Genomic DNA, 21,604 nt, shown 5'->3' on the forward strand with positions numbered 1-21,604 from the left:
AAAGATTTTGCTCCTGCACAAGCTCGTCGCAAAAATTAATTTCGCTACGCTCCGTCCAGGGTCTTGATTTGCTCGCTAATTCCCTAGGAGTTGCCGCCTTTCGCTCCAATCAACTAAAGGTAAACTTATATGTAGAATACGCTGGTGAAAAATAGGAAGCATACATCAAATAAAAAATTAATATAACTCGCGAAATTGTATCTTCGGGAGTTTCCTGTATGAGTAAGAAAGGATCTTTTCTTTCATTTTCCAAAAAGGTTTTAATCTTATTCCTAAAGTTGGAGGAGCGCGACGGTTAGACGACCTGCCTCTTCTATAGCTTTCGGTAATGATATAACTCAAGTCTATCCAAAGCCCTCCGGAAACTATTGGAAATAGGTTTTGTACTTAAAGTGCGCTTGCGCTTATATTATTTGTATTTGTCATAGTTCGTTCATTGAAGTTATAGGTATAGAGCATTATAATAGGGAAAGTAATGTAGGAAGGAGCGAGGTATCTAATGCCTATAAGTATATTTGGTTTTCAAGCATTGTGGAGTCCTATCATGATTGGCGTGTTAATTTTAATTACAATATTATATTTCTTAATTACAGTTAAATGGAGAAAAGACTTTAAAGTTTCCGAACCATTGAAAAGAAAAGAAGCGGTATATTTTTTAATTAGTTTAGTCCTTTTATATATTGTGAAAGGCTCTCCTATAGATTTAATGGGTCATATTATGTTTTCTTTTCATATGACGCAAATGGCGCTCTTATTATTACTAGTTCCACCTCTTATGATGAAGGGAATCCCATGGTGGGTATGGAAAGCGGTAATAGAATTACCAGTTGTTAAAAAGGCATTTACTTTTTTTACAAGACCTTTGTTTGCATTAGTGTTATTTTCTGGTTTATTTTCTCTTTACCATATTCCTTTAATTTTTGATTATATTAAATTAAATGAAGGTTTACATGGAACTTATACGTTCATATTGTTTATTTCTGCAATTTTTATGTGGTGGTCTATTATCGATATTCATGGTGTTGAAAATAAATTACATGGGTTAAAAAAAATAGGCTACATAATCGCAAGTGCGGTTTTGATAACTCCTGCATGTGCTCTTATTATCTTCTCTGATACACCTATGTACGCAACTTATACAAATCCAGATGCGTGGTTGAAAGCTATGGCATTATGTGTACCAAATAGTACATTAGCTGGTCTTTCCTTATCTGGACCAGAGCTATTTTCAAATATGCCACCTTTTGAAGATCAACAGCTTGGTGGAGTTATTATGAAAATCATTCAAGAAATTATTTATGGGTTTGTACTGTTTTCAATTTTCTTTGCGTGGTATCGGAATGAGCAAGAAAATGCAGATGATATTACACAAAAAGCATTGGATGATTTGCATAATTCAAGCAGAGCATAGTTATTCAAGGATGAAATGAATTTTTGCTTTCTTATAAGTTAAAATAACAATGTATTTTGAGGAGAATGAGGATGAGTTTACCTATACTACCTACCATCAGCACTTTTTTTATCGTACTAAGTGCTATATTAATTGCAATTGGTTGGGTCTTGATAAAAAAAAGGAAAATAGAAGCGCATAAGAAAATGATGTTTGCTGCTGCTATATCAGCGTTAGTATTTTTTATCATTTACCTTTCACGTACAATATTTATTGGTAATACTGCTTTTGGTGGACCTGAAGATATTAAAATATATTACACAATCTTTTTGATTTTTCATATTACATTAGCAACTACAGGGGCAGTGTTTGGAATTGTGACTATTTATTTAGGTTTAAAGAATAATATCGCGAAGCACCGTAAAATTGGACCAATTACAAGTATCATTTGGTTCTTTGTTGCAATAACAGGAGTAGCTGTCTATTTACTGTTGTATGTATTTTATCATGGTGGAGAAACTACCTCTGTAATAAAAGCAATAATTGGTGGATAACTCGAAATTAATAAAAAAGTAGCCAGTATCATAAACGATGCAGGCTACTTTTTTATTCTTTTTTAATAATATTAATGTCCATGATGTTCTACTAAAATAGTTTACCCAATGTTTGTACCAAAGCATTCAGGAATGGTGAAGACAACATGAGCGTTTTGAATTTTATGATACCAGCGACTCTGTATTAACGATAAGAGGGTACTGAACTTATATGAGATATGACAATTGAAAAGTTGAATATCCCGTTTTCATGAATAACTTACACCACCACATTGTTTTCCGAAGATTACCGCTCGCTTTCCCCAGGTGGAACGACGAGTGGGCCACAACGTTGTCGGTCATGAAGGAATGGACTTAGGACGACGCACCCTTAGCCTACATTCCTATTTTACGCTTCGTGCGTGCGGGGTCTTAAGAGTATCGCTATTCCCGCAGGAGTCTCGTGATAGCAAATAATGAAGTTATAACCGGTGGCACTAAAAGGGTAAGTAGTAACAACTGATAAAGAAGCATAGAGCATCCGAAATTGTATCTTCGGATGCTTTTAAGAGTATGACAGGAGACAGGATATTATCTTTAGTATCCAAACCAAAAGCACCTTGACTTCAAATAGGGCGATGGACAAACATCCGCCATAAGATTACCGATAAATAAGAGGGAAGTGATGTAGTCACTGCTCCCTAATGTACTTCTAATAGTGTAGCCAATGTTTAGTCCAAAGCACTTAGGAAATAGTGAAGACAAGGGGCACTAATTTCACTTGTGCCTTTCTTATACCTTAAAATTAAGTCTAATCATTCCTGATTCTTTTGCTGAAATAAATAAAATTACTATTATTGGTCCTATAATAAATCCAAGGAAACCAAATAACTTAGCACCTACAAACATTGCAATGAGGACTGCTAATGGCGAAATTCCCATTTGTGAACCCATTAATTTCGGTTCCACTGTTCTTCTAATAATGATTAAAATAACCGCGAGAATAGTAAGTTTTGTACCTAAAGCGACATCCCCTGTAAAGAAATGATAGAGAGCCCAAGGTGCAAGAATAATGATAGAACCTAAAATTGGTATTATATCAATAATCCAAATAATAATTGACATGATTATTGCGTGCTTTGGAGCAATTAACATTAATCCTATAACAGTAGCTCCTAAAATGAAAAAACTTGCCAATATTTGTGCTTTTAAAAAGCCAATGACAACTTTTTTTATTCCTTTTGCCATGAATCGTACTTTTTCAGCAGTAGTGTCGGAGAAATATTGAAAAAGCTTTAGTCGTAAAAGTTCTAAATCGAGCATAAATAAAAATAATGCTACTATGAAAACGAGGAAACTAACTAAAAAATTTGGGATATTTGTAAGCAGGGCAGTGATATTCGAGTAGCTTAATAAATCAAGTAAAGAATCTTTTATATTTAATAAAGTATCATCCAACTTATTCTGTATAGACATTACCACTTCCGATGGTAATCCGTCTGTATATTTAAATAGGTTATTTTGAATATCTATCCACATTCCAGTAACGTTGTTTAAATAATTTGGAATTATTTTTGTTGTATTTATTAACTGAGAGATAAGTTTGGTAATGGCAAAATATAAACCAATGGAGATAATCAATAGAAAGAAGGAATAATTTGTGATTACAGCAAGCTTTCTATTCCATTTGAATGTTAATTGTGTGAACTTAACAAGAGGTTCAATCGCAATCGCGGTAAGTAAAGCTAATACAATCGGAACCGAGACTGGCAAGATAAAAAATGCAATCAAAAAAAGGAACAAAAGAAGAAAAAAGTATTTAATATATTTTTTAATATACACTTTATTTAACAATTGCAGTACCACCTTCTTATGATTGTTAAATTAAGTATAGTCAAAGTTTATACTTTTGAACACGAAAAAACGCTAGAGAAATTTTTCTCTAGCGCCATTCAAATTAAGCTTTTATTTCAAAAGCTTTTAAATCAGCTTTAAGTGCAGTTAATGTTTTCTCACATGATTTGACTAAATGATTAGGGAAAACCTCATTTTCACCATACTCAATACCGTGTGGATAGTAGTGTTTACCAAGAGCAGGTTTCAATAATGTGATATTTGCATCATGTGATCCAACGTCACCGTCTTTTGTAAATCCAAATACACGAAGATAAAAGATACCTTCTTTTATTTCATATTTTTTATCGTAAGTAACGCGTTCATAATCCCATTGACCCGCACGAATTAAACCGTGATTTTTCATTAGATCATCTAATACGTTAAGATCAATGACAGTGTTTTCTATACCTGTGTTTTCGAAATCCATTGAAAAGTCCTCCTTCACTTTCAAATTACCAAAGAATACGTTCTCATTAATATTAATTCAAAATTGAATATGTTGCAATGACAACATTGTGTCTTTGTGTACATGCTTGATATACTAGTGAAAATGGATTAAAAACTAAGGAGTTAAATAAGATGAAAATTCTATTTCGCATTTTAATCGCTATTGCTATTATACTAGTGTTATTTATATATTTTGATAATCCTATTCAAGAGAATGAATTACTCACCGGATCGAATAACAAGGGACAGATAATTCCGCAAGAAACAGAAGAAATTGTAGAAACCAACAGTATTTTTTCCAGGCCAAAAACCGGCATTTCCGTATTAGTTGGTCGACCAACTTCAGAAGTAATTAAGCTATTGGGAAAACCAACGAGAATTGAGCCATCTGCATACGGTTATGATTGGTGGGTATATAATACTTCTTTTTCGAGTTATCAATTAATAGGAGTATCCGATGAAAAAGTAAAACAAGTATTTGTTATAGGTAATAAAGTGGATGTCACACCATATAATATTGGCCAATCTATTGAAGACATTTACCGTTTTACACTCGTTCAATCTGAAATTACCATAACTATCGATTCGAATACATACACCTTTTCGTTAAATGAAGAAGATATAAATGATCGAATTTTAGTCCAATTTGATAATTTACTTGCTATTTTATATATTGATGTAAATGACAAACTATTAGAAGCAGTCCGATTCTCTGATCCAGAGACTCTATTACTACAGAAACCATATGATATTTTGTATAGTGGTTCGATGATTGAAACTCATACACCATCTTCATCTTTCCAAATTGCAGTAGATCGAGCAAATGAAAGACAAATATATGAAATTACAAATGCATTTAGACTTAGACATGGTGTAAGCTCATTGGATTCAGATATGGCATTACAAAATATTGCTAGAGAGCAAAGTAAAGAAATGGCTAAAAATAATGTTGTAATAAATGAATCAAATGAAATTCCTAGTTTAAGTGATACTTTAAAAGAATCGAACATAGAATTTTCGAGAGCTGGTGGAAATACTGCTGCTTTTTATTTTGATGCTGGAGAAGCGGTAAATGGCTGGATAAATTCAAAAAGTCATAGAGATACCATATTAGGGAGAAAGTACACTCACATTGGTGTAGGAGTGTATGGAAATTATTATACTCAGAACCTAATTGAAAGATCGATTGCTAAAGAGGATAGACATTAACTAATGAAAGACGAAAGTTCCATCTTCTTCTTCAAATAACGAGCGTATATGCAATGGAACTCTGTATAGAGCAGCAAATTTAGCTGCTCTTTTTTGAATGATTTCTACAGGAGCACTTATTATAGTTTGAAGTTCTTCATAAGACATTACAGGTATTAGTTCGACCGATTTGTTTGTAGAAGGATCTGAAGTCATTACACCAGGAACATCTTTATAAAACTCTACAACCTCCGCTTTTAAATGATGCCCATAAAAAACCGCAGTAAAATCACTTCCACCTCTACCTAGTGTAGTAAAATTGTTTGTTTTTTCGGATATACCTTGAAATCCAGGTACTATAATGCAATGAAAATCTTTGAAGGTAGAATATAATATATTTGTATTGACCCCTATAATATTTGCGTTTCCGTATGCTTCATTTGTGATGATTCCAGCGTTCTTTCCATAAAGAACTGTAGTGTTAATTCCTCCTTTTTTTAATTCTGCACATAAAACAGATGCAGAAATTAACTCACCACATGCTGACAGTAAATCTGACTCAACACTACTTAGAGTTGTTGGAATAAGGTCTAAAAGTGAATCTGTTGAATAATGCTGACCTCTTCTTCCCATGGCAGAAACAACTACCAACACTTGTTCATGATTTTTCATTGCTTTTTGAATATGCTTAATGATCAATTGCCTGCTTTGATGATCTTGCATTGCAATACCACCATATTTTTGAACAATCATAACTTCATCCACTTCACTCGTGACATTTTATTCACTCCGTTCATACGATACAAGGAATCATTTTACTTTATGCGAACACACAAGAATGGTGTAGGGAGTGATGAATTATTTATTCTTTAAAAGACTTATTAGGTGGATTGCAATATGAGATAGTTGGAGATGTGTCAAATTTAAAAATATATAGATGGATAGACCATTCTAAACAAGTTCAAGAAGGGGATATTTTTGTATCTTTGACAAACAATCGGTCATTTGTGGAGGAAGCAATTCAAAAAGGAGCAATTGCAATCTTAACAGAATGTTTTATCCATGATTGTATTGTTCCGCAAATAATAATTCCTTCTGAAATGGAACATTTTATGCGAAGAGTATCTATTGTGTCATATAAACTTTTTGGAAAACAAATTAAAACAATCGGTATAACCGGAACAAACGGCAAAACTACTGTTGCCTCATTTGTAGGCCAGTTATTAATGCAACAAAAAAAATCTGTATGTGTTATTGGAACTTTAGGAGTCTATGTAAACGGTGAAAAACTAGATTCCTACTTACGTAATAATACAACTTTACCGTTTTATGATTTTATCCAAGTAGTTAAATATTGTTATGAACATAATGTGGAATATATCGTGTTAGAGGCTTCTTCTCAAGGGTTGTTAGATCAAAGATTAGGTAATTACCCAATAGACGTTGGTGTATTTTTAAACATTGGGAAAGATCATATTGAGTTTCATGGAGGAATGGTTCCCTATAAAAAGTCGAAGGAATTGCTTACTTACCTCTCTAAGAAACTTGTTATTAATGAGGATGATGAGTGGTGTAAATCGATTGGAGAAAAATCCTTTTTACCGGTAACTCGATTTGGAGAAAATGAAAGAAGTGATGTTGTGTATCAAATAATGGATAATACAACAGAGACAGTTCGATATAAATATTTTATGAAAGAAAAAGAATTGCAAGTTGTTATGAATAATAATGGTTATTATAATGGTATGAATCTAGCAGCTGCAATTGCAGTGATGCAAGCATTAGACATTAAAATTGACGAATTGAGAAAAGTGAATCTCCCTAAAGGAAGGTTAGAGCGAATTCATAACGATAAAGGAATTGAAGTAATAATTGATTATGCACATACTCCCGATGCACTAGAAGCAAGTTTATCCGCCGTATCAGCCTATGCCCTTCAGAATATATTTGTTGTTTTCGGGTGTGGTGGAAATCGAGATAAGCAAAAGAGAAAGTGGATGGGAGAGGTTGCAACAAAATATGCTACTACTGCTATAATAACGAACGATAATCCAAGAAATGAGAATCCTATCGATATTATTGAAGATATTTTAAAAGGAGCAGATTCAGATAAGGTTATCATTGAAACAGATCGAAAACAAGCAATTATTACTGCTTTAAACAATGCTAAAAAAGGGGATATTGTATTAATAGCAGGAAAGGGACATGAACAAGAACAAATTATTAATGATCTTGTAGTCCCTTTTTCTGATCATGAGGTTGTACGAAATTATTTCGATGAGTTAGGTGGAGTGATAACAAAAAATGATCCAGTTGCATAAGCAATTTTTTTACCATCTGGCTGTGTCACTGTACATTCCATAACTACAGTTTGACGCCCTTTATGAATGTATGAAGCAGTAGCTATCAACGTTTTTTCTGTAGACGCTTTGACAAAATGAATTGTCATGTTTGCAGTCACCGCACCCTTACCTTCAGAACTTAAGTTTTTATTAACTAGAAATCCCATTGCATTATCTGAAAGAGTTGCGATAACTCCACCATGTGGCATTCCGAAGCTATTAAAGGATAGAGGAGTTACTGGTAAAGTTACAACACATGTCTCCTCTATAAATTGAGTATCCATATGGAAAACTGCATTTAAATATGTAGGTGCGTCATTTTGTTGTTTGTTTTGTATGCCTTTCAAAAATTCAGTTAGTAAATCTATTTCAATATTTGAAGCATTTTTAGTAACTTGGTGGATTAATGATTGTAATTCATTCATTATTTTACTCCCAACAATAAGATAATAGTTTAGCAATTAGTTTTAGTTTTTGTTATGATAAATAGGATAGGAGGATTATCAGATGATTATGACCAATGAATGGGCTATTTTAATGGACCACTCAGATAAACTATGTAAAATGATTCTTTCCTCTGAACTATTTTATCGATACTTAGATGCACATCGTGCTGTATATACAAATTCGAACCTAGTTAGTGAAATAAATAACTTCACTAAACTAAAAGACCAATATGAAGAGGTTCAACGGTTCGGAAAATATCATCCAGATTATTCAAAAGTAATGAAGGATATCCGATTAACTAAGCGGAAACTGGATATGGTGGATGAAATTGCAACACTTAAAGTTGCTGAGAACGACTTGCAAGACTTGTTAGATGAAGTGAGCTTGTTGATCGGTAAATCTGTTTCAGAAGGCGTTAAAGTACCGGTAAGTAATCCGTTTTTCGCATCAAGCGGTTCTAGCTGTGGAAGCGGTTGTGGAACAGGTGGATCATGTTCCTGTTCTGCATAATGAAAACAAAGGGATGTGTGCAAACTTGCACACATCCTTTTAATTATAACGGTACTAAATAGTTATTGTCTAGATTTCACAGATGTATTCGCTATCCATGGTTTGAACGCCGAGCTACCTCCATCGCATTATGTCTTCACAAACTGCAAGAGTGTGGCGGACAATACTTTCCACAATATAAACGAAAAAAGTGGATAGAGAAGTGAGAGTAATAGTGAAGCAAATGCTTCGTCCCAAGCACTCTAGAAAATAGTGAAGACTACATGTACTTAAAAGAGAGATTGCGCTTTTCTAACAGAATAAGAAAGTATATAAATTTTTTATACGGTTGATTTCCGCTGCAGGCGGACGCTTTCTTACCTCTAGTCAAGTGTAATATCTATAAAAAGCAAATTAAAGATAGTAATCCATTCAACGCGTTGTTGCTTTCCGTTCCGGCGCTCGCTTTCCGCGGACATGTCTTGAGCCTCCTCGTTCGCTTCGCTACCTGCGGGGTCTCAAGGCTCATGTCCTCACAAATTCCAAGAGGGCGACGGATAAACATCTGACACAAGATGACCGGAAATGAGGAGTTGGAAGTGATGTAGTCACTTCCAACTCCTCAAAATTCACCGGTAATAGTGTAGCTATTGTTTTGTCCAAAGCACTCAGGAATTAGTGAAGCTAGATGCACTTAAAAGGGGCTTGCGCTTTTCTAAAAGTATCTTAGTCTAGCTTTAATGCTTCAATTGCTAAATCAGGTCGATCTGTAATTATTCCTTTTGCTCCGTTTTTAATAAGCTTTTTCATCATAATAGGATCGTCAATTGTCCAATAATGAACTGGAATGTTTAAGGAATTTAAAAATTTTATGAAATGAGCACTATCTAAAGGAAACATACTTGATTTTACAGGTATTTGAAAAACGTCTGCCTTAGGGTGGTACAAATGTTTAAATTGACTAGTAAATGCTGCATAGGCTTTACGTACTTCTCTTTCTCCAGCTCCAAGTGCAACAGTGTTTTGAGCATATAAGTTAAAGCGATCAATTTGTTCATCATAAAAACTTGTGACAACAACTCGTTGAAATGCTTCCTTCTCTTCAAGTAATCTCCAGAGCTTAGAAGGCATTAAACTACCCTCGTATGTTTGTGGAGCATCTTTAATATCTATATTTATCAACATCTGAGGATACTTATCTAGAAGTTCTCCTAATGTCATTATTTGCTCTCCGCCATCTCGATAGGAATTTTTTCCTTCTAAATCTACAAAATGATATCCTAAATCAGCTTTTTTTAGTTCATTTAATGGATAGTCTGCCACTTTACCTGTAAGGTTCGTAACTCTACCCAAATACTCATCATGAAATACAATAATTTCCTCATCTTTTGTTAATCTTATATCTATTTCAAATCCATGAACTCCAAGTTTTGCTGCAATCTCAAAAGCGGAAGGTGAACATTCTGGTGCAAGTGCTGATCCTCCACGATGTGCAAGAATAATGGGGTGTTCGTATTCAAGAGCTTCTTTTGCTGAGCGACCTTGAGGTTTGGAAAATGCTTTTGTGCTAGCCCAAGCTGCTCCAGCAGCTGCTGCAATGGCAAAGGCTACGTTCGTTTTTTTACCCATTACTTTTTAATCCTCCTTTTAAATCCAAAGGTAGTTTTTATTATATCGAAATGCTTTCAAACTGTCAGCTAGTTGTTGTTGCTATCAATTTCATGCATATGTTATCCTTGAAAGGAAGAAATGAGGGGAATCGTATGACAGAAAGACAAGGATTAGTTGTCTATGTGCATCATTTAAAACAAGCAAAATCTTTACGGAAATATGGACATGTCCATTATATTTCGAAAAGACTAAAATATGTTGTTTTATATTGCGATCAAGATCAGATAGAAAATGCTAAACAAAAGATGAATAAACTTCCTTTTGTGAAAGAAATTTTGGAATCTTATCGTCCATTTTTAAAGACTGAATTTGAAAATAGTAAGCCAGATAAAGCGAAAGAATATGATTATAAAATTGGTTTATAGCCTAATCTATTGTAACGGCGGTATGAAATGATTTAAACGTAGGATTCCGATGACGTACTGATAGAATAATCCTTTATCAACAAAGGTCGTTGAATGTTTAATATCCATATGAACGGGCACAATACTTAGCTCTTCTAAAGTTTCATTAAAGGTAGAAAGCCTTTTGGAGATTGTTGTTGTTTTAGGTATTCCTTCAAGACATATATAAATCGGAAAAAAATTAGCATTATTGACTGGTTTAAGGGCAACTGCGATCGAACAATATTCTTGCTCTTGTTTTTTAGAGGTAAAGATAAAAGCCCGGTGAATTCGACTTTTGTTAACTTTAGCGAGTTCACAAAGCTCAAATATATCTCCATAGCCCTCACCAAGTTCAATAAATCGTTGAATCATTGAAAACACTTCCTTTCCAATCCATCTTACCACTTTGTTGGAGGACTGTTCTATGAAATTTGTTATAAGTTTTTTATCCATGTTACTTATTGTTACGAATAGCGTTCTTTTACTATTTCAATATCACGTCTACTCTTCAACTTTGGAAGAGGATGGAGCATCATTTTATTATGAACAAGAGATAGAATTGAAATTGAAAAGTAATAAGATCATTGTTAAACAGCATTTCAACAATCTCCCAAAAGAGCCAATGACTATTTTATGGCCAATTTCAAGCGAAAATAGAAGTTGCGATTTAAGTATGGGTGAGAGTTGTCAACGCTTATCCGAAGATTTAACTGTTTTTAAAGAGGGTGAAGCTTCCCAACAAAGCATTTCTTATGAATTACCATTTACTGAAACTTTTCAAGATGGAAATTTATTATCTGGGTTCCTTGCCAAAATAGAAAATGGTGAATCTTCTTATTCAACTCTTCATGTCACAGATGAGTTAAAACGAGGAGGAATGTGGGTTAGTGGGTTACCGATTATTGGAAGCGCCTCTTTGAATTTAATTGATTACTCGCTTTCATATGGTCCAGGTGATATTTCGGAATTATATTGGCAAAAAGATGTGTTACCTGTAAAATACGAAGATGATTATTTTACTATTTATTCACAGAAAGATCTCTCTAAAGAATTCATAACCCAATTACAAGAACTACATATACCAAATAAAGAACATGTATCTGTACTTATGGAAAATAATAAAAAAGATATAAATGCATCAAGGATTGCTTTTATTGATAGTGAAGACATTGCCACTGTACATAGAGAATTAATTGTAAAAAATGTCTTGCTAAAATACGGGATGGATTCATCCAATTTATTGTTAGCTGAAGTTATTAGTAGTTATTTAGTCAATCACCCAATTGGTTCTGAGAAGGCTGTTTGGATGTATGAAACACTGAATAATTATTTTACATCAGAGCAACTGGCTGATTGGAATTCAAAAGTTAATAGAAATCGAAAATTAGATGCTGAGAAGTTAGATAAGTTACTGTCAAATACAATTGGTCTAAAAACTTACTATTTTACTTTAAATTTGCAGGCAGGGAAGGAATATTTCCCATTATTATTTGAAGACAGTCGAACTGTTTATATTAATGAACTACAACAAGAAGATATGAAAGTATTGTTTAAAGATGGAAAGGTGTTATTTGGAGCTGAACCATTACTAGAGGTTTTAGGATACACCTTTAAAGAAACAGAAAAAGGACTATACGTTCAAAATGACACGCGAGCTTTTCGTTTTCCAATCCATGAACCTTTTTATGTATTAAACAAAAAAAGATTTGATGCGATGTCAGAACCATTCGAAAAAATAGGATCTGATTATTATATTGAAGAAGCGTGGATGATTCGTTTGTTTTTAGTTGATATTGAAAAGCAGGATAAAAGGATTAATATAACACAATCTGCGTTATTTTGATCGGATTAGAAATGTAAAGCAGTAAAAAACAGTGGGGTTCAATGATTCCTGTGAGGCTAAACTTCGTGAAGGAAAGCTAATCTTGGAAACAAATCCTTCTAGAAGAATTTGATAGCTAGGAGAAACGATATGAGAGTGATATCAGGATCAAGAAAAGGATTGCCTTTAAAAGCAGTTCCAGGAACAAATACGAGACCTACAACAGATAAAGTGAAGGAATCTATTTTTAATATGATTGGTCCTTATTTCGATGGCGGGATTGCTGTAGATTTATTTGCTGGTAGCGGAAGTTTGGGCATTGAAGCGATGAGCCGTGGAATAGATAGTTGTATTTTTATCGAAAAAGACCAAAAAGCGCTTCAAACTATTATAGAAAATTTAAAGAAATGTCGATTGGAAGAAGACAGTGAACTTTATAAAATCGATGCTTCTAGAGCAGTAAAAGCATTTGAAAAGAGAGAACTTTTAATTGATTTGCTCTTTATAGATCCCCCCTATAGTAAAGTGATGTTTTATGATTTAGCAAAAAAAGTTGTTGAAATTGGATGTATGAAGGATACAGGAATTATTGTCTGTGAACATGACAAAACTGTTAATTTAGAAGATAACTTAGGAACTTTTATGCTTGTTAGACGAGAAACTTATGGAAGTACTGTTATTTCAATTTATCGTAAACATATGGAAGAGGGGAATTAAGTTGGTTAAAATTGCAGTCGTACCAGGAAGTTTTGATCCGATTACAAATGGGCATTTAGATATAATTAGTCGAGGGGCATCCATTTTCGGACAAGTGAATGTTGTTGTATTAAATAACTCCTCTAAAAATCCTTTATTTACAGTTGAGGAACGAATGAAACTTATCGTAGATGCAACTTCTCATCTTAAAAATGTTAAAGTAGAAACATTTTCGGGATTATTAATGGATTATGCTGAAAGCGTTGATGCTAGTGCAATTATTCGAGGATTACGAGCAGTGTCCGACTTTGAATACGAAATGCAAATCACTTCAATGAACCGAGTATTAAATGATGAAATTGAAACATTCTTTATCATGACCAAAAACCAATATTCATTTTTAAGTTCTAGTATTGTAAAAGAAGTTGCCAAATACGGAGGATACATTGGCGAGCTCGTACCTCCACAAGTCGAAGCAGCGCTAAAGTCCAAATACAAAACAAACTAACCTTGCAGACCTTGCAAGGTTTATTTTTTTGCGTAAAAACCTCCGCTATCTCTAAGTTATTACAAAATTGTTACTGGTGCCAGGCACCAGTAACAATTTTGTAATAATCATGCAATAAAGAAAAAGATAGTAGGGATAAGGATAATATGGAGTATGCGGAAAAGTAGGTATTTACGGATAGAGATTCCTGCTTTTTGTGCTAAAACGATGATTTGCATGTGGATACTTACCCCACTAAATGCAATAATTAGTGCAACAATTATAGGAAGCATGGCTTTTCCGGATAATATTTCTCCTGCGAGACTAATACCACCAGTCATTTCAAAGAATGAGGCAACAAATACAAGTACCAACGGTGATATGGAAGGTAGTATCTCTTTTACAGACTCGAAAACAATAATACTAACGGTAGTGAAGAAGACAACAGTTGTTCCAATAAGCATTAATATTTGAGAGGTTTCTCTTATACTTTCTTGAAATGGTGAAGATGATGTTTTAATAGTTTCAACATTATTTTGAATAGCGGGGGAGAATATGATGAATACTAATAAAAATAAAAAGTTTAGAGAGTGGATAATGATTAACAACTTTAATCCGGAAATTTCCGCTTGGAAAATTTCAATACCTACGAACCCAATGACAAACATTGGACTTGGTGCATGGCAAATTCCCAACAACCAACTTGCATTTCGATTATTTAAGGTCCCCATTTCCTTAAGAGATGAAATAATGGCTGCACCACTCGGAAAGCCTCCTATAGCACTCAAAAGAAAGATATTTATATACAGTTTAAACTTATTTTTGGTTTTTAAAAAAGTATTTTGTGATCGAATAAACATCTGCGTGATAACAAGATATGGAAGTAAATAAGGGAGTAAAGCTGTTGTAAATATTCGCATTCCTTCAATAGCTCCCTTATGAGCAACACCTGGTTGCAAAAACAGAAGAATAATGAGTGCCCAACTACTAAACGTCACTATTTTGTGCAAATGAATTCATCCTTTATATTCTGATCTAAAAAAATTTTCCTGCTCAGTTATTGGTAAGCGTCCAAATACGATAGAAAACCCATTGTTCCTACTTAGCACGTCCCATAAATAGGCGTTCCTCCTATAAAAGCTCTTAATAGAAAACATCGTTCTAAAATTAACGAAAACCTATCATTTTTATTTATCTTTTGTTTTGTCAGAAAAAAATGGAAGTGATAAACTTATGAGTATGAAAAAAAGAAAGGAAGGGATAAATAAATTATGTTCAATAAAAAACCGATAATTTTCATATTAATTTTAGCGATAGTTGCATCCCTATCCTTTTACCCAATGGATTCTTATATATCCAAACCTGGTGGAGCATATGAACTATCACCATTTGTTCAAGTAGAAGGTGGAGATAAAAATGATAAAGGACATATGAGTCTTCTAACTATCTCTTTATCAAAAGCAACTCCATTAACTTATTTGTATGCAAAAGTAGCTGATAATCGGAAAATTTATCAAGCCAAGCAAATTCGTAATCCTAACGAAAATGAAAAAGAATATAATATTCGTCAATTAAAGCTTATGTCTGATTCTCAATTTAATGCAATATCTGTAGCATATAATCGTGCAAATAAGCCCTATCACATAATTAATAATGGGATATTTATTTTTAATGTTTTAAAGGATAGTGCAGCGGATGGTATTTTAGAACCTGGCGATAAAATAATTGCTTTAGATGATTTAAAGGATCTAACAGAGGAAAAACTAAAAACCTATTTAACCGGTAAAGGTGAAGGTGATGTAATTCGATTAAAACTTGAAAGAAACAAAGAAACGCTAAATAAAGAAGTGACATTAAAGAAAGTACCAGGCGTTTTAGATAAACCAGGTATTGGGATATCGTATACCGAAGATAAAAAAGTAGAAACTACCCCTGTTGTTCATATGAACTCAGAGGACATTGGGGGGCCATCTGCGGGACTGATGTTTACACTAGAAATTTTAAATCAACTCATACCAGAGGATATATCAAAAGGATATAACATTGCTGGAACTGGAGAAATGAAACCAGATGGAACAATAGGACGTATAGGTGGTATCGAACTAAAAGTAATTGCAGCAGATCGAAAAGGGATTGAAATTATGTTTGCTCCTGATGATGAAATTGATCCTTCAATTTTAGCGAACAATCCAGGACTCACATCCAATTATGAAGAGGCTTTAAAATCAGCAAAAAAAATAGGCACAAAAATGAAAATTGTGCCTGTCAAAACAGTAGATGATGCTCTAGCGTACTTGGATAAATTAGAACCTAAGATGTAATTATTGAATGATTGGAGTGATGCTATAATCACTTCCAATCATTTTTTGTGCATAATCAGTTTGTAACCCTAAATAATATAAATTTGCAGCCTTCATATCAAGTCCTAGCATATTAATTTCTTTAAATGCTGCTACTCTACTAACAAGAGGTAGTGGTAAGTCTTTTTTTATTGATTGCAAATAATTCTGACCATTTTTATTCATGGCAAGCGGACGAATATAAGTTGGCACATCGATCGTTTTTAATTGTTCCCAAGTAAACCCGGTATATATATGAGTCATCATTCGTTGTATTCTTGTCCAGGTAAATCGTTTCGATTTTATTTGTAACATAAACTCCTGAAAAGAGTTACTTTTCATTGCAGCATTCCAAATGGCGTTTTCCATACCTTCTGTTACTTCAGCGTAGTTGGCAAGTTGTTCTTTTGAATGACGCAATATTATTAAACGAAGGGATGGCCAAAATATCTCCCAACTTCCGAATGTTTTGAAAGTATTTTTCCATTCTTTTAATTCGCTTAAACTTGTTTCTGGCAAAAAGTTTTTTATTGATTTAAGATCCATTTCATTAAATAATACTTTTCTTATCCCTGTAGCGCTTGCAATAGTTTCGGACGGTTTTGCTTCATCGTGATAGTTTGCAACAACTCGATGGATCGTTTCGGGTCTAATTGCTGCATTTAACTGATAAGCAGCCTCAATATAATGATATCCTAATATATTATTCGGTTTAGACAGATCGACTAACGACATCGAAGAATCTTCTGAGATAACTTTATATGCTTCGTTCAATGCTTTCGGGTAGCTAATGCCTTGTTTTATAAAGTTTGAAATAGAAGTATTATATTCTTCTTTTTTGGTCGATAATAAATGATAGGTATGTTGAAATGCTTCTAAAGAGCCTTCTTCACTTCCAAAACAAAAAGAATCACATTTCAATGCATCTAATAAAAAGATGGAGCCTTTTGCAAAATCGCTTGCTTGGGCGGTTGCAAATGCATATGGTAATTCAATAACTAAATCAACACCAGCAGAAATTGCCATTTTAGCACGCGTCCATTTATCAACAAGTGCGGGTTCTCCGCGTTGTAAAAAATCACCAGACATTACTGCAATAATAATGTCGCTGTTTGTTTTTAATCGAGACTGTTGTAAGTGATGTAAATGACCATTATGAAAAGGGTTGTATTCCACAACAATTCCTGTAGCTTTCACCATCCATCAATTCCTTTCCTTACTGTCCAGACTTCAGCGCCTTGCCCCTCGAGGTCAAATGTGAAAAAGCTGCTCCTGCGCAAGCTCGTCGCAAACAAGAGCGTTTGTGGTGGCTGGAGAGCTGCCTCCTAGGCACGCACGACGCGGGTCATGTCTGCATTGCCACAGGATGTGGCGAACTTTGCAGACCTACACCTTTCCCATTTGCCTGTCGGGGCAGACATAGGCGCTTTCGCTTTTCTTATTCCAATTATAATGTTAAAATAATGTAGTGACAAGAAATTATCTTGACATCTAAAACCAGTCATTATATAATCAACTTTGTTGTCTTGAGGTGATAATCGTATGAAATGGGCAATTCATCAATTAGCTAAATATCGTGATAACGGGATGACGTTAGATGAATTCGTTACTCTCCAAAATGTGAAGGAACGAAACCCAGACGTTCGAAGTATTTCACCCGTTCATGTAAAAGGGCACTGCACGTTTGGTGCAGCGCAAATGACTTGTCATTTTCAACTTTCTGGGACGCTCATATTACCTTGTGCTCGCACATGGGAAGATGTAGAATACCCATTTGAAATTCAATCTGATGAAATTTTCAGCTGGTCTGAAACTGCATTAGCATCTGCACAAGCGTATGATAATTTTCATGTCGTAGAAGGCGATGTTATTCAAGTAGATCCAGTTCTAGAGGAGTTAATCCTACTAGAAATTCCTATGCAAGTGTATAAAGAAGGCGCAGACCAATTTAAACACGAAGGTGGAACCGGCTGGTCATATACAACAGATGAAGATCTAAATGATGAAATAGAAAATGATCAACCAAAATTGGATCCAAGACTTGCTGAATTAGCTAAGTATTTTGATCAAACAGACGAATAATAGATCTGTAAGGAGGTGCCACCAATGGCAGTACCAGCTAGAAGAACTTCTAAAACTGTAAAAAGAAAACGTCGTACACATTTTAAATTATCCGTACCTGGTATGGTTGCTTGTCCAAATTGTGGTGAAATGAAATTGGCTCACCGAATTTGTAAATCATGCGGTCAATACAAAGGGAAAGAAGTAGTGAGCAAATAATTCAGTATTTGTTCCTTAAAAGGCTACCAAAGAGACCATGGCTCTTCGGTAGCCTTTTTCTCTATTTATATTTTCGAAAAGGGGTGCTAACTTTGGCTTATTCAATCGAAATTAAAAATGAAATGATTATTTTTGAAATAAATAGACCTTCCATTCATAATGCCATCAATGAAGAAGTAATAGAGGGATTCAAGCAATTCATACATAGTGTAAAAACAAATGAAACAATTAAACTGGCAGTAATAACTGGTGCAGGTGAAAAATCATTCTGTTCAGGAGGTGATTTATCTGTTTTCCATAAATTAAAGACGGAGAAAGAATCTTATGTAATGTTAGCTAATATAGCAAACGTTTTATACGAAATAGCTACACTACCTATTCCGACAATTGCTTTAATCAATGGAACTGCAGTAGGAGGTGGTTGTGAGATAGCAACACTTTGCGATTATCGTCTAGTAAAAAAAGAAACAAAATGCGGATTTATCCAAGGGAAATTAGCGATTACTTCGGGATGGGGTGGAGGAACTTACTTGTTTGAAAAGGGAATGAGACACGACTATGTACTTCAAATGCTAACAGAAGCAGTTCCTTATCCTGCTAATCACCTTTTGTCGATTGGTTGGGCTACAGAACTTTTTGAGGGAGATAAACTTATTGCTCTAAATAAGTTTACCCAAAACATGATTATTCCACATGCATCTGTCTTAAGAGCTTATAAGTCCCAAATCATAAGAAAATGGGAGCAAGAGAAATTATTTAATCGAGTTATGGAAGAAGTAGCAACTTGTGCAGTTCTTTGGGAGCAAGAAATTCACCATGAAGCAGTCGATTCATTTTTAGAGAAAAAGAAATAAAATCTAGAGTCTATTTGTACCCACTTTGCATATATTAGTAAAAAAGCAAAGGGTGATAAACATGAATGTTAAAATTAGAAAAGATAGCTGGACTGTGGAAGAAGACAATCTATTAAAAGAGTTAGTATTAAAGAAAATAGAGCAAGGTCATACCCAAATTTCAGGATTTGAAGAAGCAAGCATTTTGTTAGGTCGCTCCAAACAGGCATGTGCATTTAGATGGAACAAAAACTTACGGCCAATTGTCCTTCAAAGAAAAACAACTATAAGAGAAGTGAAAGCAAGAGAAGTTCCAGACTCATCTACATTACAAAACCATCTTCAGTTGGCTATGGAAAGTTATGATGAGATGAAACAGTCCTATGATGAAATATCTAACGCTTACAACTTGTTAAAAAGAGATTATGAACAATTAGTAAATTGGGTGAGACAAGGAATAACGCATATAGAATAAGGTATAAATGAAGTCTCTATAGTAGAGGCTTTTTTTTATAAAAAATATGATATTTAGTTGAATTCGCTTTCATAATTCGTATAGACTAATAGAGATGGGGTAAACACGTTTTTTAACTTAGGGGGTAAGATAATGAAAAAAGTTTTAATTGCAAACAGGGGAGAAATTGCTAGACGTATTATAAAGACATGTAAAAAGTTAAACATTGAAACAGTCGCAATATTTTCGGAGGCCGACGAAGAGTTACCATATGTGAAAGAAGCAGATTATGCTTTTTTGATCGGACCTAATCCAGTTCAACAATCATATTTAAAAGTAGATGACATTATTGAACTTGCAAAAAAAGAGCAAGTTGATGCTATTCATCCAGGATATGGTTTTTTATCAGAAAATGCGGATTTTGCTCGAAAAGCGGAAGCAGCCGGAATCACATTTATTGGTCCAAAACCTGAAACAATTGAAAAGATGGGAGATAAAATTGCTTCTCGATTGACGATGATTAAAGCAGAAGTTCCTGTTGTTCCAGGAACTGAAGACGGTTTAGCGACTATTACGGATGCAAAAGAGGCCGCTTTAAAAATTGGTTATCCTATTATGCTTAAAGCAAGTGCAGGTGGCGGTGGAATCGGAATGATTCGTTGCGACGATGAAGAGACTTTAGAGAAACACTTTGAGTCCATTAAAACAAGAGCAAAATCTTATTTTGGAAATGATGTCGTATTTTTAGAGAAGTTTATCGATGCATCTCGACATATTGAAGTGCAGATTTTTGGAGATAAAGCTGGAAATATCGTTCATTTATTTGAACGTAATTGCTCCGTTCAACGCAGAAATCAAAAAGTACTTGAAGAGTCGCCATCACCTAATTTTCCGCAGGAAGCACGACAAAAATTGTTTGAAGCTGCAGTTAAAGCTGCGAGAGCAGTAGATTATGTAAATGCAGGGACAGTAGAATTTATAGTGGATCAAAATCATCAATTTTATTTTTTAGAAATGAATACAAGACTTCAAGTAGAGCACCCAGTAACAGAAGCGGTTACAGGATTTGACTTAGTTGAATGGCAGTTAAAGGTAGCCGCTGGAGAAGATCTGCCTGTAAAAGACCAACAATTAATCACTTCAGATGGACATGCATTAGAATTTAGAATCTATGCGGAGGATCCAAAAACATTCTTTCCTTCACCAGGGACAATCACGAACGAATATTGGGGAGATTCAGCAGAAATTCGATTTGATGCAGGATATGAAGAGGGAAACAAAGTAACTCCTTTTTATGATCCAATGATTTCTAAAGTTATTATCCATGCAGAAAATAGAAAATTGGCAATCGAGAAAGCGCAAAAAGTATTTTCTTCTGCTAAAATAGAAGGTGTGAAAACAAATATTGATTTGTTTAAACAATTTTTAGATGCAGAAAGCTTTAAGAGTGGTATTTATTCAACATCCGTTTTAGGGGAATGGATGCAACAACAAAGGGAGGAAATTTCAAAATGAAAAATTTAGAATCGACAATGGCAGGAACAGTATTTACTGTAAACGTAACAGTGGGGGAAGAGGTATCCGCTGGTCAAATAGTAATGGTGTTAGAATCAATGAAAATGGAGATTCCGGTAGAAGCTGAAGTGGCAGGAAAGATAGCTACAATTCATGCAAAAGAAGGAGATTTCGTTAACGAAGGCGATGTTCTAGTAACATTTGAATAGAAAATACTCAATTCTTCTTTTTCGATCATAATATTCGGTTCAATCCGCTTTTAGCGTTGTGTCGGGTAAACTCGACCAAGAAGCTTTATCAAGTATGTTTCTATTTCTTTAATAAGGGCAGTAAGTGAATCTGTTAAGCGTTTAATCCAAAATAATATACCATTTGTAGGGTCTTTACTT

The 21,604-nt window shown here is 34.2% G+C and carries 24 protein-coding genes; 16 read left to right on the forward strand and 8 right to left on the reverse strand.

The window, feature by feature from the left end; all coding sequences use genetic code 11:
* Positions 1-499: 499 nt before the first annotated feature.
* Together ctaG and ACFVR1_RS01225 are read left to right on the forward strand one after the other, a co-directional pair.
* Positions 500-1,411 carry a cytochrome c oxidase assembly factor CtaG gene (gene ctaG / locus ACFVR1_RS01220; protein ID WP_387579300.1) on the forward strand — a complete coding sequence of 304 codons (912 nt, stop codon included), beginning with the start codon at positions 500-502 and terminating at the stop codon, positions 1,409-1,411.
* Positions 1,412-1,482: 71 nt separating this feature from the next.
* Entirely contained in the window at positions 1,483-1,944 is a 462-nt protein-coding gene (locus ACFVR1_RS01225) for a DUF420 domain-containing protein (protein ID WP_387579302.1), read from the forward strand.
* Positions 1,945-2,715: 771 nt separating this feature from the next.
* Here the strand turns inward: ACFVR1_RS01225 and ytvI are convergent.
* Positions 2,716-3,777, reverse strand: coding sequence for a sporulation integral membrane protein YtvI (gene ytvI / locus ACFVR1_RS01230; RefSeq protein WP_387579304.1), 1,062 nt, complete (start codon positions 3,775-3,777; stop codon positions 2,716-2,718).
* Between the two features lie 103 nt (positions 3,778-3,880).
* A complete protein-coding gene (locus tag ACFVR1_RS01235; protein WP_387579306.1) occupies positions 3,881-4,246 on the reverse strand; it encodes a YugN family protein in 366 nt (121 codons plus the stop codon).
* A gap of 152 nt (positions 4,247-4,398) precedes the next feature.
* Between ACFVR1_RS01235 and ACFVR1_RS01240 the strand changes: the two genes are divergently transcribed.
* Positions 4,399-5,475, forward strand: a complete 1,077-nt coding sequence (locus tag ACFVR1_RS01240; RefSeq protein ID WP_387579308.1) for a CAP domain-containing protein — start codon at positions 4,399-4,401, stop codon at positions 5,473-5,475.
* Here ACFVR1_RS01240 and ACFVR1_RS01245 read toward each other — a convergent pair whose 3' ends face one another.
* On the reverse strand, positions 5,476-6,207 hold the full coding sequence (locus ACFVR1_RS01245) for an amino acid kinase family protein (RefSeq protein WP_387579310.1): 732 nt from the start codon (positions 6,205-6,207) through the stop codon (positions 5,476-5,478).
* Between the two features lie 137 nt (positions 6,208-6,344).
* On the opposite strand from ACFVR1_RS01245, the gene ACFVR1_RS01250 reads away from it, so the two are divergent.
* The gene (locus ACFVR1_RS01250; RefSeq protein ID WP_387579312.1) at positions 6,345-7,775 is read left to right on the forward strand and encodes a UDP-N-acetylmuramoyl-L-alanyl-D-glutamate--2,6-diaminopimelate ligase; all 1,431 of its coding nucleotides are present in this window, start codon (positions 6,345-6,347) and stop codon (positions 7,773-7,775) included.
* Here the strand turns inward: ACFVR1_RS01250 and ACFVR1_RS01255 are convergent.
* Positions 7,724-8,221, reverse strand: a complete 498-nt coding sequence (locus ACFVR1_RS01255; protein ID WP_387579314.1) for a PaaI family thioesterase — start codon at positions 8,219-8,221, stop codon at positions 7,724-7,726. The two genes, ACFVR1_RS01250 and ACFVR1_RS01255, sit on opposite strands and share 52 nt — an antisense overlap.
* Positions 8,222-8,303: 82 nt before the next feature.
* Between ACFVR1_RS01255 and ACFVR1_RS01260 the strand changes: the two genes are divergently transcribed.
* Positions 8,304-8,753, forward strand: coding sequence for a YlbF/YmcA family competence regulator (locus tag ACFVR1_RS01260; RefSeq protein WP_387579316.1), 450 nt, complete (start codon positions 8,304-8,306; stop codon positions 8,751-8,753).
* A gap of 705 nt (positions 8,754-9,458) precedes the next feature.
* Here ACFVR1_RS01260 and ACFVR1_RS01265 read toward each other — a convergent pair.
* A complete protein-coding gene (locus ACFVR1_RS01265; RefSeq protein WP_387579319.1) occupies positions 9,459-10,361 on the reverse strand; it encodes a glycerophosphodiester phosphodiesterase family protein in 903 nt (300 codons plus the stop codon).
* Between the two features lie 134 nt (positions 10,362-10,495).
* Here ACFVR1_RS01265 and ACFVR1_RS01270 point away from each other — a divergent pair, with 134 nt between their 5' ends.
* Entirely contained in the window at positions 10,496-10,768 is a 273-nt protein-coding gene (locus ACFVR1_RS01270; RefSeq protein WP_151699299.1) for a YlbG family protein, read from the forward strand.
* A 6-nt stretch (positions 10,769-10,774) separates the two neighbouring features.
* Here ACFVR1_RS01270 and ACFVR1_RS01275 read toward each other — a convergent pair whose 3' ends face one another.
* Positions 10,775-11,161: a DUF7147 family protein gene (locus tag ACFVR1_RS01275; RefSeq protein ID WP_387579321.1), complete on the reverse strand. Its 387-nt coding sequence runs from the start codon at positions 11,159-11,161 to the stop codon at positions 10,775-10,777.
* A 52-nt stretch (positions 11,162-11,213) separates the two neighbouring features.
* On the opposite strand from ACFVR1_RS01275, the gene ACFVR1_RS01280 reads away from it, so the two are divergent.
* From ACFVR1_RS01280 to coaD, 3 genes are all read left to right on the forward strand, one after another.
* A complete protein-coding gene (locus ACFVR1_RS01280) occupies positions 11,214-12,632 on the forward strand; it encodes a hypothetical protein (protein WP_387579323.1) in 1,419 nt (472 codons plus the stop codon).
* A 129-nt stretch (positions 12,633-12,761) separates the two neighbouring features.
* Complete coding sequence (rsmD, locus tag ACFVR1_RS01285; protein ID WP_387579325.1) at positions 12,762-13,328, forward strand: 16S rRNA (guanine(966)-N(2))-methyltransferase RsmD; 567 nt, start codon at positions 12,762-12,764, stop codon at positions 13,326-13,328.
* A 1-nt stretch (position 13,329) separates the two neighbouring features.
* Complete coding sequence (gene coaD / locus ACFVR1_RS01290; protein WP_387579328.1) at positions 13,330-13,815, forward strand: pantetheine-phosphate adenylyltransferase; 486 nt, start codon at positions 13,330-13,332, stop codon at positions 13,813-13,815.
* 107 nt (positions 13,816-13,922) lie between these two features.
* Here the strand turns inward: coaD and ACFVR1_RS01295 are convergent, their stop codons facing one another.
* A complete protein-coding gene (locus tag ACFVR1_RS01295) occupies positions 13,923-14,804 on the reverse strand; it encodes a hypothetical protein (protein WP_387579331.1) in 882 nt (293 codons plus the stop codon).
* 261 nt (positions 14,805-15,065) lie between these two features.
* Between ACFVR1_RS01295 and ACFVR1_RS01300 the strand changes: the two genes are divergently transcribed.
* The gene (locus ACFVR1_RS01300) at positions 15,066-16,115 is read left to right on the forward strand and encodes a SepM family pheromone-processing serine protease (protein ID WP_387579333.1); all 1,050 of its coding nucleotides are present in this window, start codon (positions 15,066-15,068) and stop codon (positions 16,113-16,115) included.
* Here ACFVR1_RS01300 and ACFVR1_RS01305 read toward each other — a convergent pair whose 3' ends face one another.
* Complete coding sequence (locus ACFVR1_RS01305) at positions 16,116-17,330, reverse strand: nucleotidyltransferase (protein WP_387579941.1); 1,215 nt, start codon at positions 17,328-17,330, stop codon at positions 16,116-16,118.
* A 345-nt stretch (positions 17,331-17,675) separates the two neighbouring features.
* Here ACFVR1_RS01305 and ACFVR1_RS01310 point away from each other — a divergent pair, with 345 nt between their 5' ends.
* From ACFVR1_RS01310 to ACFVR1_RS01335, 6 genes are all read left to right on the forward strand, one after another.
* On the forward strand, positions 17,676-18,215 hold the full coding sequence (locus ACFVR1_RS01310) for a YceD family protein (protein ID WP_387579336.1): 540 nt from the start codon (positions 17,676-17,678) through the stop codon (positions 18,213-18,215).
* Positions 18,216-18,239: 24 nt separating this feature from the next.
* Positions 18,240-18,413 carry a 50S ribosomal protein L32 gene (gene rpmF, locus ACFVR1_RS01315; RefSeq protein ID WP_053590111.1) on the forward strand — a complete coding sequence of 58 codons (174 nt, stop codon included), beginning with the start codon at positions 18,240-18,242 and terminating at the stop codon, positions 18,411-18,413.
* 92 nt (positions 18,414-18,505) lie between these two features.
* On the forward strand, positions 18,506-19,267 hold the full coding sequence (locus tag ACFVR1_RS01320) for an enoyl-CoA hydratase/isomerase family protein (protein WP_387579339.1): 762 nt from the start codon (positions 18,506-18,508) through the stop codon (positions 19,265-19,267).
* Positions 19,268-19,328: 61 nt separating this feature from the next.
* Positions 19,329-19,721 (forward strand): transcriptional regulator, encoded by a 393-nt coding sequence (locus ACFVR1_RS01325; protein ID WP_387579341.1) that lies wholly within the window; start codon positions 19,329-19,331, stop codon positions 19,719-19,721.
* Positions 19,722-19,853: 132 nt separating this feature from the next.
* Positions 19,854-21,215: an acetyl-CoA carboxylase biotin carboxylase subunit gene (locus ACFVR1_RS01330; RefSeq protein WP_387579344.1), complete on the forward strand. Its 1,362-nt coding sequence runs from the start codon at positions 19,854-19,856 to the stop codon at positions 21,213-21,215.
* The gene (locus tag ACFVR1_RS01335; protein WP_387579346.1) at positions 21,212-21,424 is read left to right on the forward strand and encodes an acyl-CoA carboxylase biotin carboxyl carrier protein subunit; all 213 of its coding nucleotides are present in this window, start codon (positions 21,212-21,214) and stop codon (positions 21,422-21,424) included. The genes ACFVR1_RS01330 and ACFVR1_RS01335 overlap by 4 nt, the downstream gene beginning before the upstream one ends.
* Positions 21,425-21,604 lie beyond the last annotated feature (180 nt).

Origin of the sequence: Psychrobacillus sp. NPDC058041 (assembly GCF_042885655.1) — a bacterium.
In the GTDB taxonomy this organism is placed as follows: Bacteria; Bacillota; Bacilli; order Bacillales_A; family Planococcaceae; genus Psychrobacillus.